This is a genomic window from Paraburkholderia panacisoli (assembly GCF_008369935.1).
GTDB classification, from domain to species: Bacteria; Pseudomonadota; Gammaproteobacteria; order Burkholderiales; family Burkholderiaceae; genus Paraburkholderia; species Paraburkholderia panacisoli.
Genome location: NZ_VTUZ01000036.1, coordinates 73,126 through 85,337, shown reverse-complemented (window position 1 = coordinate 85,337; position 12,212 = coordinate 73,126). Strand labels below are relative to the sequence as shown.

General features: G+C 56.8%; 11 protein-coding genes and 1 pseudogene. 11 read left to right on the top strand and 1 reads right to left on the bottom strand.

The annotated features are described in order from the left end of the window. Positions 1 to 92: 92 nt before the first annotated feature. The 6 genes and pseudogenes from FVF58_RS53315 (at position 93) to FVF58_RS36960 (ending at position 5,093) form a co-directional block, all read left to right on the top strand. Positions 93 to 422 carry a hypothetical protein gene (locus FVF58_RS53315; RefSeq protein WP_246217350.1) on the top strand — a complete coding sequence of 110 codons (330 nt, stop codon included), beginning with the start codon at positions 93 to 95 and terminating at the stop codon, positions 420 to 422. A 63-nt stretch (positions 423 to 485) separates the two neighbouring features. After that, positions 486 to 767 (top strand): hypothetical protein, encoded by a 282-nt coding sequence (locus FVF58_RS36980; RefSeq protein WP_149674655.1) that lies wholly within the window; start codon positions 486 to 488, stop codon positions 765 to 767. 193 nt (positions 768 to 960) lie between these two features. Next, positions 961 to 1,353 (top strand): hypothetical protein, encoded by a 393-nt coding sequence (locus FVF58_RS54310; RefSeq protein ID WP_188131045.1) that lies wholly within the window; start codon positions 961 to 963, stop codon positions 1,351 to 1,353. Positions 1,354 to 2,672: 1,319 nt separating this feature from the next. After that, the gene (locus FVF58_RS36970; RefSeq protein ID WP_149674654.1) at positions 2,673 to 3,707 is read left to right on the top strand and encodes a porin; all 1,035 of its coding nucleotides are present in this window, start codon (positions 2,673 to 2,675) and stop codon (positions 3,705 to 3,707) included. Positions 3,708 to 3,891: 184 nt separating this feature from the next. Continuing rightward, positions 3,892 to 4,206, top strand: a complete 315-nt coding sequence (locus tag FVF58_RS36965; protein ID WP_149674653.1) for a hypothetical protein — start codon at positions 3,892 to 3,894, stop codon at positions 4,204 to 4,206. A gap of 101 nt (positions 4,207 to 4,307) precedes the next feature. Continuing rightward, a pseudogene (locus tag FVF58_RS36960) lies at positions 4,308 to 5,093 on the top strand (IS5 family transposase). Positions 5,094 to 5,135: 42 nt separating this feature from the next. On the opposite strand, the gene FVF58_RS36955 reads toward FVF58_RS36960, so the two are convergent. Continuing rightward, positions 5,136 to 6,518 (bottom strand): MFS transporter, encoded by a 1,383-nt coding sequence (locus FVF58_RS36955; protein ID WP_188131044.1) that lies wholly within the window; start codon positions 6,516 to 6,518, stop codon positions 5,136 to 5,138. Positions 6,519 to 7,155: 637 nt separating this feature from the next. Between FVF58_RS36955 and FVF58_RS36950 the strand changes: the two genes are divergently transcribed. From FVF58_RS36950 to FVF58_RS36930, 5 genes are read left to right on the top strand one after another with little or no spacing between them, the layout of a single operon-like run. Next, the gene (locus FVF58_RS36950) at positions 7,156 to 7,917 is read left to right on the top strand and encodes an SDR family NAD(P)-dependent oxidoreductase (RefSeq protein WP_149674651.1); all 762 of its coding nucleotides are present in this window, start codon (positions 7,156 to 7,158) and stop codon (positions 7,915 to 7,917) included. Further along, a complete protein-coding gene (locus FVF58_RS36945) occupies positions 7,914 to 9,101 on the top strand; it encodes an acyl-CoA dehydrogenase family protein (RefSeq protein ID WP_149674650.1) in 1,188 nt (395 codons plus the stop codon). The genes FVF58_RS36950 and FVF58_RS36945 overlap by 4 nt, the downstream gene beginning before the upstream one ends. Beyond that, the gene (locus FVF58_RS36940; RefSeq protein WP_149674649.1) at positions 9,098 to 10,162 is read left to right on the top strand and encodes a phosphotransferase; all 1,065 of its coding nucleotides are present in this window, start codon (positions 9,098 to 9,100) and stop codon (positions 10,160 to 10,162) included. Before FVF58_RS36945 ends, FVF58_RS36940 begins: the two co-directional genes overlap by 4 nt. Next, positions 10,159 to 10,962, top strand: a complete 804-nt coding sequence (locus tag FVF58_RS36935) for an enoyl-CoA hydratase/isomerase family protein (RefSeq protein ID WP_149674648.1) — start codon at positions 10,159 to 10,161, stop codon at positions 10,960 to 10,962. Before FVF58_RS36940 ends, FVF58_RS36935 begins: the two co-directional genes overlap by 4 nt. Continuing rightward, a complete protein-coding gene (locus tag FVF58_RS36930) occupies positions 10,959 to 12,113 on the top strand; it encodes an acetyl-CoA C-acetyltransferase (RefSeq protein WP_149674647.1) in 1,155 nt (384 codons plus the stop codon). The genes FVF58_RS36935 and FVF58_RS36930 overlap by 4 nt, the downstream gene beginning before the upstream one ends. Positions 12,114 to 12,212 lie beyond the last annotated feature (99 nt).

Here is a 12,212-nt window from a genome sequence, read left to right as displayed (position 1 = left end):
GCCAAGGTTATCGCCTATGGACAGGCAACGGCCAACTCCCGAGCGTCCCGAAAGCTAAGCCTGGCGATCCGGAGCTGGAAGATCTGATTGTCATGCCCGATTCACAACCGAAGGAACACCCGCCGCAGGTTCCCACGCACGACCGAGTAGCCGGTGCGCAGCCCACGCACGCCACGGTTTTGGATAGCTGCCGCGAGTGGGTCGCACAGTCGAACACCGACCTAGGCCGCTCGGTTGAAATGGGGTACGCCACGGGCTTTATGAATGCCGTAGAGGTGTACGGGCCGAAAATTAGAAACGCCACCATCGGAGAGATCACAGACTCCTACACGCGCGTTTGTCGTGAGCACCCGGATCTGACGCCGCAATTCGCATCGCTTGGCGTCATCATCGAGTTTCAGGCCGACAAACCGATGAAGTAATGCGCTGCCAGCAACGACACGGTGCGGTCTAGCGAGCAGGAGAATTGTCGAAAGGGAGAATGTATGAGTGAGAATCTGCGCGTGTTTGTTGTCATTGATGAAGCTATGCATGGCTTGCATTGCGTCAGCGTTCATCGTAAGCACCCCACCGTAAGCGGTGGCCACGCGGTACACGCGGCCACGGTCTTGGGCTTGCAAACGGATCCAGACGTCGTGTACATCGCCCAGACCTATGACCGGTCGAACGACATTCATAATTTCGCAGGTGTGTACGGCAATTACGACGAAGCGCGTTCAGCGTCCGGCGCAAAAGGCTCGCCACGTCCGACGAAGATTGAAGCCTAGGAAAATACGAACATATAAAACCACGCCATGAAAAATGCCAAAACCGCGGCTTTGTATCTGGTCGCTGCACTGGGCTTCGGAGCATCAGGGGCTTACGCACAATCAGACAACAGCGGCCTATCTATGGACCGTGTGTATCAAGGTCACATCCAATTTCCTGATTTCGCCGGCAGGGACAGTCAGGGGAGAGCCATTGCGTGATGTCGTCGGCAATCTGCGGCTCGGCCGGCCGTGCCGTGCGCAGGACCTCGATCACGTGTGCAACCGTTTTAGCGCGCTGTTCGCGTCCGTCGGCCGGATGGTCGAGCAGGACGGCGAGATCGTCGCGATGGATCGATCGCGCGGCAACCAGCAGCTGTCGACGGATCTTCCCGACTACGCCGCGTGCGGATTTACCGTCACCCAATGCACCGGGCAGGTAGCGCCCCACCGCCTGCCGGACCGGCAGTCCGGCGTACCACGCGCGCAGGACAGCGAGCTCGTCGGCGCCGGGCAGGCCTGTGGGGATGGGGGCGGGCAGCGAAGGAGCAGGGGCGGGACGCGATTTCATGAGCGCGAGTTTAGCGCAAAAAAAGATGCATTATGATAAGAAAACTTATCTTACTAGACGTTTTCATCGACACGATTCTGCAAAGATCCGGCACTGGGCTATGTACGTCCTCCACTCGTCGTCCGAAGGCCCTCTTGAGGTGTGACAGGATGCTGGAGTATGGCGGGAGAGTCCACCCAAGAATCGCCTGCGCAATCTCAGCATTCGAAGTACTGGCGTATTGGCGCCTGGTTGCGACCACTAGACGAAGTGCATCACGGCATATCGTTCTTCGAAGGAGGTTCGTTAAGCCTCCGGAGAGGGTATCGTTCAACCGGCCGTGCACTGGCCGGTCATCAAAGCTGACGCAACCGGGGCGAAGTACACGACGCCCGATCCTAATGCTTGGTGTCGTCGTGGTGGGTGCGCAATCGACACACACACTATCTGTCGTCTCGTCGAACGCTTGGGCGTCGCAGCTTCGCGATGTCGTCCTCCTGAGCTAGCGCACCTTTGGGCAACTCCGCTGCGTTCCTCCTCGAAGCGCGACGACTGCGAAGTTCCGCATATGTCTGGGGAGCAGGGCCCCTCAAAGTACGCTGGCGAACAGCAGGCTACGAGCCGGCTTCCGCTGGCGTCGCGAGTAGGCAATGTCGCCGCTGCCGCGCATGTTGCCCACCACGATAGCAGCGTCAAATCCCCCTTCGAAACGATCGATTGGGTGTCAGCGAGAGTGATGTTCGCTGAGACATCACACCGATGCCTTGCGCAGAATCTCATTGACCTGGCGCAGTTCAAGGTTTCCTCGCTCCAGCTCTTTAAGGCGTTCCGCTCCAAGGCATTGTCCTCGATCCGCAGGCACCGATTCCGTTTTTCCTGACGCATCCAGTTGCGCTGCGTCGAGCCAGCGTAGCCGATCCTGGCGGCAATCGACGTGATCACCACATTGCAGTCGTGTCCACTCTCCGGGGCAGTCGTCGATGCCCTTCTCATGCGACGTTCAAGTCGTCGCTATCGTCGGGGGGAGGCATGTCGAGCACTATCCGGCCAAGCCTCGGGTATCCACCGATATGCGTTAGTGGGACTATATTACCATAATAAGACGTGAGTTCCCGAATCCGTTTGTCTTCAGCATGTCCGCTTTCAATTGTCGTACTTTTGGGTCGTTTTGCGTTGCCAGTCTGCCAGTCTGCCAGTCTGGCGGTCATGGCCGTGAATGGCTGTCGAGCGGTGCGGCCGTACAACGGTTGGGTCGATCATGCACCCGCATCACGACACCGATCGATGTCACAGGTTTCCTGGTCCTGTCAATTGCATGAGTGGCGGGATGCCAGTTACGATTTTGAGATAAATCAGAATAGTCAGTAGTACATAGTATGGAGATTGTTGTGAGGCAATACTTATCTGGATTGTTGATTGCTCTGCTTCTAACTTCTACTCAGGTTCGGGCACAAAGTGACATTTTTCTATATGGAATCCTCGATACCAGCTTGGAAGTCACAAATGCTGGAAATGGCGCGACGGTAAGAATGGATTCTGGGGGATTGAACGGGTCTAGGTTTGGCTTGACAGGTACGGAAGACATCGGGGCTGGTTACAAAATAAAATTTACCCTTGAACAGGGGATTTTATCTACCACTGGTGCCGCATCTAATCCTGCGCTCGCGTTTAGCCGTCAGGCTTGGGTCGGAGTGGCTGCTCCCTGGGGTGAGGTACGAGTCGGACTACAGAACTCGCCCGTGTACATACCGGTGACTGGTGTGCTTGATGCATTCACCGTCAACACGTTGGCATCCGGCATGGACAGTTTTTTAAGTATCTCGCCAAGACAAAATAACGCAATTACGTATCTGAGTCCGGACTTCCATGGACTTACCGGCCAGGTCATGGTAAGTCTGCGTGACGCAACTACGAAACCGGATAACGGTATTGCCGCCTATAACCTCGCCGTAGAATATAGTCACGGGTCGTTAAATTCTGCAATAGGCTATCAACGGGTTACCAACTTCAAAGGTAGTTCCACCCTCAACGCGCTGTTCGCCGGGGCCAACTACGCATTCGGGCCGCTTCGAGTTTTTGCTGCATATCACAACGCAAAAATCACAGGTCTAGTTGATAAGGACGTTTATGCGCTATCAGCCAGCTATCAATTCAGCGTTTCAACAATGCTTTCCTTCGGTGGCGCTCACGCCCACGACAGGACTGGCATGGGCAATGGTGGTGACCAAGTTGGGCTGATGTACTGGTATTTCGTCTCAAAGCGTACCACTCTGTACGCAAGCGCAGCATTTTTGGACAATCACAATAAAGCGACTTTCACGATTAACAGTGCTCCGACGGGGGGGATCCCGGTTGCGTACCCCGGTGCCAACCCTAGAGGCATACAACTAGGTATCCAGCATCGGTTCTAGAGATCGGCTGGCGCTCCGTGCACTTGGACCTTTGACAAAATGAACGAAGGTGCGGGTTGAACTGCCCCGGGTGTCGCGGTAAGCCCCACGCCTTTGGGCGACTCAGTATTCACGGCGCGGTCAAAGTGCCGCCAGGCGTCGATTCCATGCAGACTGGAGCGTCACAACTACGCGCATATTGGGCGTGAACGTCATCGGTGATCCCTCTGTCGACCGCAAGACTGTAGGCAACGACACGCTCAGCACCGGAAGAGATGACGGCGTGTGCATCAGTGAACGTCCGCTCCACAACTTCCATCGCATTGCACATGAATGCGCATGCACGATCAAGGAAGAGGCGCTGTTGCAACCCGCGGCGGCCTTCGATCACGCGTCAGTAATGCAACCGGAATACGAACGTATGGTCGGCAGCAGACGACTGGCGGGGGGCTGTCCATCGCAGTCACATAGCCTCACTATTGTCCCGGTCGTGGGTGAGCTGTCTTCCGTTCAGACCTGAAGCACAGCGCTGCCGAGGCACTTATCAAGAGGCCAGTTCAAAAAGACCCCAAGGGCGCTGTTTACTTTCCCGGCGAGTTGCTAACTTTTGGCATCTCAAGGATGCAAGCGCCGATCATTGACGATGAATTGTGGACACTGATCGAAGCTTTGCTGCCGTCACCGAAGCCACGGCGCAACAAGTATCTGGGCCGCCTTCCCGTATCGGATCGGGCTGCGCTCAACGGCATCCTGGTTGTGGTCAGGACAGGGCTTCGTTGGAACCACCTGCCGGCCAGCATTGGCTTTGGATGGGGTCCGACCTGCTGGCGACGGCTTCGCGACTGGCAAAAGGCTGGCAAAAGGCTGGCATATGGGACCGGCGGCATGAATTGTTACTCGCGAACTTGCGCGAGGCCGACCAGGTCGATGTTTCCCACGCTGCTGCGGACTAGTCGTCGGTGCGAGCTGTTGGGGCGGGCGAAAAACTGGTCCGAACCCCGTGGAACGTGCGCGACGCGGTTCGAGACGCCACATCCTCGCAGATGCCAACGCCACCCCAGTTAGCGTGATCATGACAGGGGCCAACCGCAACGACGTCGCCCCGTTGCTGCCGCGTGTCGACGCGATTCCACCGATTCGCGGCGCACGCGGGTGGCCACTGCGGAAGCCCTAAATCATCTACGCCGATCGCGGCTTTGATTCCGAGCCTATCGACAGGCGCTTCGCGACTTCGGCATCAAGCCCGTGATCGCGAAGCGCCGGACCGGACACGGCAGTGGGCTTGGCAAATTTCGATGGTTGGTGGAACGGACTCACTCTTGGCGATGCCACCCGGGACAGATTGGATGCGACTCATATCTCGACATTCAGGCGTCCGTCATCTGCCATAGACCAATCCAACAATGATCTAGCCAACGCGAGTATTCGACGAACGCCAGTGTCGTAACGTTATGATTTCGTCCCTAATGCCGCGACGCCAGGCGTCGCGATGTCTACCGACTCCACTTCATCAATTGCGTCGTCGGCAGCGCTAATCAACTTCGCATACCGACGCCATGCGAGGCCGAGAATGATTGCGCCAGTCAACGCGGCTGTGGGCGTCACGATAGCCATCGCAATCCCGACTTTGGCGCGGTCATGAAACAGATGCTGTGTCATCATCGCGACGATCAGCGGACCGAGGCCGGCCCCGATCATATTAGTGCAGAAAAGATACAGACCGGACAAACGCCCCCTCAAGGCAGGCGGCGTAAGCAACTGAAGTGAGGTGGCGCCCATGTTGAGTCCGACCGCTGCCGCAAAATACACCACGAATATTCCCACAAGAAAAATCCATGGACTGGGTGAGAGAAAGGCGACGACGCCAAATGGGGAGGAGACGGCTAGAGCTGACGCTGCGATCATGTAATGGCTGCCCTTTATGCCGCGTGCCCACATGCGATCCGCCAGGTATCCACAGCCAAGAGTGGCGATAGCGCCACTTAAGCCGAGAGCAAGCGCCAGCGCTGGACCGATCTCACCCGGTCTCCAGCCGTAGCTCCGGCCCATGAATGCTGGTGCCCACGCCATCAGGGTGTAGCCCATCAATGCATTCATGGAGAATCCCGCGAACTGGGCGGCCATGATGCCTCGACGCCGACGAAGCACGGTGAGTAGCGGAGTGGCAGCGGGCGGATGCCCGAAGGCCCGTTTTTTTCGAGTGGGCTCAGGCAATGTCAGCGCGAGCAGGCCGAAGACAAGTGGAGGACACCCCGATATAACAAACGCCGCTTGCCACGGGTCAAGGTGGCCCAAGGGCGTTTCTATCCCACGAGAGTGAGCAAACAGCGTCAGTAGATAGCCACCGAGACCAAGAGACATTGCGATACCAAACGTGGCGCCAAACGAAAAAATTCCCAGTGCAGTGGCAAGCCGCCGCCGTGGGAATGTGTCGCTCAGGAGAGCATATGCCGCCGGCATCAACGTTGCTTCGCCGATGCCAACACCCATGCGAGCGACGAAGAGCCATCCGAACGACGTGGTAAGGCCACAGCCGATACAACTCAAGGCCCAGACAATTGTGCCGACGAAGATGATCAGCTTTCGTGGAAAGGTGTCGACGAGCCACCCAAACGCTATTCCGCCAATGGCGTAAACCAGCGTGAACGAGAAGCCAATCAGGAGCCCGATCTGGACCTCGGTTAAACCCAAGCTCTTCTCGAGGGGTTCCACCAACAGCGAAATGATTTGTCGACCAAAAAAAGACAGGATGTATAGACATAGCAGCAGGCCGACCGCATACCACGCCCGTGCGCCAGCACGTGGCTCAGCGGATTGCTGTGTGTCGTTCAAGGAAGGATGATGGGCCAAGATAATGGACCTCTATCAGTTTGCAGTTTTGCGTTCTAATCTCGCGGCGCCGAGATCGGCTCGTCGAGACTGTCTCCTATCCCACGTTGCGTTCGGAGCACGAAAAGGAAATCGAGTACCGAAATGGGATTTAAGTACAATAAACGTCGTTTTCGGCATCGTCAAGGTAAAAGGGAGAAAGTTCCGCACTTCGCTCCCTGGAGGCCGTCGATTGAGATCGGCCAGACGCGTGGACGAACATGCAGCGCTAAAAAGGGGTGGATTTCCACTGAATGAAATCAATACGTAGCGATTAAATAATCGTCAGACATAAGTGTGCCTCGTGCGAACAACATGGCGAATCCCTGCCCGATCCGACGAGGCAGTACGGGCAGTTCAGAGAAGGGGGACGGCCTGCAGATGAATCGGCCGTCCTGTTTTCATCCAACGTACATACCCGACACGGTCCTCGTCGCACGGCACCTGTACATAGTCCTGCTCGCAATCGCATTGAGTGATCTAGTTTTATGTGGTACGGTGGTACCACAACGGGTATGGATACCCGAAATGGGGATGGAATTGAGGGTGCAATCAGCACCGCCTGAGGTCGCCCTTGATGTTGTGACATGAGGAGATAAGCATGGAGATAGCTGGACTTGCCGTGATTGTCACGGGCGGGGCTTCTGGTTTGGGTGGGGCAACAGCACGTCACTTGGCCGCGCTGGGGGCCAAGGTAACGATCTTCGACTTGAACGAAGAATCTGGCCGTGCACACGCCCAAGCGATCGGAGGGCGGTTCGTAAGGGTGGATATTTCTCAAGAGGACAGCGTTATTGCCGCGCTCGAAGAGGCGGAGCGCTTTCACGGCGTCGCGCGCGTATTCGTTGGCTGCGCCGGCGTGGCGCTTGGCGCAAAAACGGTAGGTCGCGATGCAGCGCCGCACAGTTTGCGTCAGTTCCGAGACACGATAGAGGTGAACCTGATCGGTAACTTCATTGTGAGTTCTCGATTCGCGGCACGGCTGAGCGAGTTCGAGCCGCTTGCAGAAGAGCGCGGCGTGATCATCAATACAGCGAGCGTCGCTGCTTACGAAGGGCAGATCGGACAGGTCGCATACGCAGCGTCAAAAGGCGGCGTGGTCGCCATGACACTTCCAATGGCTCGAGACCTGGCGCCACTATCAATCCGGGTTGTGACGATTGCACCGGGATTGTTCTGGCCGCCGATGTTGGCTGCTTTGCCTCAAGAAGCTCAAGATTCACTCGGAAGTCAGGTCCCGTTTCCCGCGCGCTTAGGCAAACCGCAGGAGTATGCGCACCTCGTAGAAAGTATCGTGCGCAATCCAATGCTTAACGGCGAAACGATTCGACTGGATGGTGCGATCAGGATGGCACCGCGATGAACGATTTTTCTACTACTCCAAATCTTGACCGAGGCCGTCGACTAGCTGAGCGCGTCGAGATGTTCGTCCGCAAACATGTTGTACCTTTTGAGCGTGATCCTCGCCAGGGCCTGCACGGTCCTGATGACGAACTCGTGCAGCAAATGAGGGACATGGCGCGCGCCGAAGGGCTGCTGACGCCCAATGTACTTCCCGATGGCAGTCATCTGACCCATGGAGAAACCGCTTTGGTTTTGCGTGCTGCGGGTTTATCACCCCTTGGACCGCTCGCGCTCAATGTCGCCGCACCCGACGAAGGGAACATGTACCTCTTGGGAAGAGTGGCGTCGCCAGCGCAAAAAGATCGATTTTTAACGCCGCTCATCGAAGGTCGGGTTCGCTCCGCCTTTTTCATGACCGAGCCGGCCGAAGAAAACGGTGCTGGCTCCGATCCGTCAATGATGCTGACTACCGCTCGACGGGATGGCGATTTTTGGGTGATCGACGGTCGCAAAGCCTTTATCACGGGAGCTGACGGCGCTGGCATGGGCATCGTTATGGCACGCTCCGAGCAGGGCGCGACGATGTTCCTGGTTGCATTGCCGGATCCGGCGATTCGCATCGAGCGTGTTCTCGACACGCTTGACGATTCGACGCCTGGAGGTCACGCCATCGTGCGGATTGATGGTCTTCGTGTCCCGGAGAGCCAGATACTCGGAGCGAGTGGAGAAGGTTTCAAGTATGCCCAGATTCGTCTCGCACCTGCTCGACTCACACACTGCATGCGTTGGCTTGGTGCGTGCATCCGGGCTCAAGAGATTGCAACCGCATACGCATTAAAGCGTCGTGCGTTTGGCCAACTACTCATTGAGCACGAGGGCGTAGGCTTCATGCTCGCGGAGAATCAAATTGACCTGAAGCAGGCCGAGTTGATGATCGACTGGTGCACAGGGGTGCTGGACAGCGGCGCGAAGGGTATTGGCGAATCTTCCATGACGAAGGTTGCTGTATCCGAAGCACTATTCCGTGTCGCAGACCGTTGCGTTCAGGTAATGGGCGGGACAGGCTTGACGGGCGACACGATAGTCGAAAAAGTTTTCCGGGAGATACGCGCATTTCGAGTGTACGACGGGCCCACCGAAGTGCACAAATGGTCGCTCGCCAACAGGATCAGAAAGGATGCAACAAAGAGGATGGCTCAATGAAAGAAGCTATTTCATTCAATGGGACATCGGAGGTCCGCAGTGAACACCGCTTCGATATCGCCAGCCTGACGCAATGGATGACTGAGAACGTGAGCGGATTTCGAGGTCCAGTAACGGTCGAACAATTCAGAGGCGGACAGTCGAATCCCACCTACAAGGTGAACACGCCCGACAAAGCGTACGTAATCCGGCGCAAGCCACCGGGCGATCTTTTGCGAGGCGCGCACGCTGTGGAGCGCGAGGCACGAGTGTTGCAAGCGCTTGAAGGCGTAGATTTTCCTGTCCCTCATATGCACGGCATATGCATGGAAGATGCGGTGATTGGCACGTGGTTTTACGTGATGGACTTCGTACAGGGGCGAGTCCTCTGGGACGCGACATTCCCTGATGTTACCCGTGACGAGCGACCGCGCTACTTCTACTCGATCAACGAAACGCTCGCGAAGTTGCACAGCATCGACTACCGGTCGGTGGGCTTGACCGATTTCGGGCGCCCCGGTAACTACTTCGAGCGGCAGATTGCGCGTTGGTCCAAACAATACACAGGTGACGTTGAGGCCGGTCGGGATCCACATTTCGAGAAGTTGATGGAATGGCTGCCCGCACACATTCCGGCTGGTGATGAAACTACCATCGTGCATGGCGACTTTCGCGTCGACAACATGATATTCCATCCTACGGAGCCCCGCGTCCTGGCCGTCCTGGACTGGGAATTGTCGACATTAGGCCATCCACTTGCCGACTTTGCGTACAACGTGATGATGTACCGTATGCCACCGCTGATCATCGCGGGCCTTGAAGGCGCAAATCTACGTGAGCTGAACATCCCAAGCGAAGATGAATACGTGGCTGTCTACTGTGCTCATACGGGACGTGACGGTATCGAGAACCTGAACTTCTACGTCGCCTTCAATATGTTTCGACTCGCAGCGATCTTTCATGGCATCAAAGCACGTTGGAAGCGTGGCTCGGCGGCTTCGCCCCATGCGAAGGAGTTGGTCGCCGCGCTGCCGTTTGTGGCGCAGCGAGCCTGGGAACAGTCGCAAGGAGCACTCTCATGAAGTCATCTGCTACTTTGCTCTTTGAGCGCGATGGGTCCATTGCGAAGTTGACACTGAACCGGCCCGAGGTAGGCAATGCAATCGACCTCTCGTTGGCGAAGGGGTTGATGAAGGCCGCTATAGATTGCGACGAAGATGATTCGATAGGCTGCGTCGTGCTCACGGGTGCAGGACGCTTCTTTTGTACAGGAGGCGATGTGGGGGGATTCGTGTCTGCCGGCGATGCGGTGCCTTCTTTGTTGAAAGAACTGACCGCGTACTTGCATATGGCCATAGCGCGGCTCGCAAGGATGCAGAAGCCGTTGATTACCGCTATAAACGGTCCGGCGGCTGGCGCTGGGCTCAGCCTGGCGGTTCTCGGAGACATCGCTCTATCAGCTCGTTCGGCGCACTTTACTCCGGCCTATACAGGCATTGGCCTTTCACCGGATGGTGGTGCAACGTGGCTCCTTCCTCGTCTTGTCGGCCTGCGCCGGGCTCAAGAAATTGTCTTGACGAACAAGCGGCTAGGTGCAGACGATGCGGCCGAGTTAGGTCTGGTTACACGCGCGGTGGATGACGAACTTCTGGCTGATGAGGCTAGGGCGATAGTTGCACAACTCGGGAAATCGACCACCGCCGCAATCGGAAGAACACGGAATCTGCTGCTTTCAAGTCTGGAGTCGAGTTTCGAGACACAGATGGAAGACGAAGCGAGGGCGATCGCCGAACTCAGCCGAACCTCGCAAACTCGTGACCGTATCCAGGCATTTGTTTCTAAGCGCAACGCCAGTCCAAGTCATCGGGAAAGCACGGTATGAACGCATACATTGTCGAGGCGGTCCGGACTGCCGGTGGTCGCCGCGCCGGCAAACTCGCCGATTGGCATCCGGCTGATATGGCGGGAGAAGTGCTGAATGCACTGGTCGATCGTTGTGGAATTGATCCCGGCGCCATAGAAGACGTCATCTTTGGCTGCGTAAGCCAGGTTGGTGAGCAGAGCTTCCATATTGGACGTAACGCCGTCTTGGCATCCAGGCTACCAGATAGCGTTCCGGCCGTTTCAATCGACCGCCAGTGCGGCTCATCCCAGCAGGCTCTCCATTTCGCAGCGCAGGCGGTCATGTCGGGCACGCAAGACGTCGTGATTGCGGCTGGCGTCGAGAGCATGAGTCGCGTTCCAATGGGTACGCCGACAAGCCTCGCATTGAAAGCAGGATTAGGTGGCCCCTGGAGTGAACGAATCCGCAGACGCTATGGAGTGGATGGCTTTAGCCAGTTCACCGGAGCCCAACTAATTGCTGAGAAATACGGGTTTAGTCGGGAACAACTCGACCGGTATGCCTTGAAGAGCCATCAACGGGCCGCAGCAGCCACCAATGCAGGAGCCTTTAGAGCCGAGATTGTGCCACTTGAGGTGAATGGGGAGTCACACGTTATCGACGAAGGTATCCGGTTCGATGCGACAGCAGAGTCGATTGGATCGGTAAAGCTATTGCGGGACGGCGGCGTATTAAGTGCAGCAAACGCAAGTCAGATCTGCGACGGTTCCGCCGGCGTTCTGGTGGCCAACGAGCATGGATTGAAGGCGCATGGACTGACGCCCCTTGCCAGGATTCACAATCTTACGGTTACTGCAGGGGACCCGATTGTCATGCTCGAAGAGCCAATTCCGGCCACACGAAGAGCACTGAAGCGAGCAGGCCTATCAATCGATCAAATCGACCTCTACGAAGTCAATGAGGCGTTTGCACCGATACCGCTCGCCTGGCTACAGGCCGTTGACGCGGATCCAGATCGCCTCAATGTGAATGGAGGAGGGATTGCCCTAGGACATCCGCTCGGTGCCTCCGGGGCCAAGCTGACGGCAACGCTAGTGCATGCGCTGCGAGCGCGTGGAAAGCGGTATGGCTTGCAGACAATGTGCGAAGGCGGTGGCATTGCGAATGTCACCATCATCGAAGTCCTCTGATGCACGCTCAAGGCTTGCACTTCATCGCTGGTTGACCTATTATGGGATTAAACTCCCATAACGACACACGGCACCTATCGCAAGACCGTAGATTGAAGA

Bases quoted from the DNA above. Each gene is read 5' to 3' on its own strand.
- FVF58_RS53315 (WP_246217350.1), top strand. From the start codon at position 93: ATGCCCGATTCACAACCGAAGGAACACCCGCCGCAGGTTCCCACGCAC.
- FVF58_RS36980 (WP_149674655.1), top strand. From the start codon at position 486: ATGAGTGAGAATCTGCGCGTGTTTGTTGTCATTGATGAAGCTATGCAT.
- FVF58_RS36970 (WP_149674654.1), top strand. From the start codon at position 2,673: ATGGAGATTGTTGTGAGGCAATACTTATCTGGATTGTTGATTGCTCTG.
- FVF58_RS36950 (WP_149674651.1), top strand. From the start codon at position 7,156: ATGGAGATAGCTGGACTTGCCGTGATTGTCACGGGCGGGGCTTCTGGT.
- FVF58_RS36945 (WP_149674650.1), top strand. From the start codon at position 7,914: ATGAACGATTTTTCTACTACTCCAAATCTTGACCGAGGCCGTCGACTA.
- FVF58_RS36940 (WP_149674649.1), top strand. From the start codon at position 9,098: ATGAAAGAAGCTATTTCATTCAATGGGACATCGGAGGTCCGCAGTGAA.
- FVF58_RS36935 (WP_149674648.1), top strand. From the start codon at position 10,159: ATGAAGTCATCTGCTACTTTGCTCTTTGAGCGCGATGGGTCCATTGCG.
- FVF58_RS36930 (WP_149674647.1), top strand. From the start codon at position 10,959: ATGAACGCATACATTGTCGAGGCGGTCCGGACTGCCGGTGGTCGCCGC.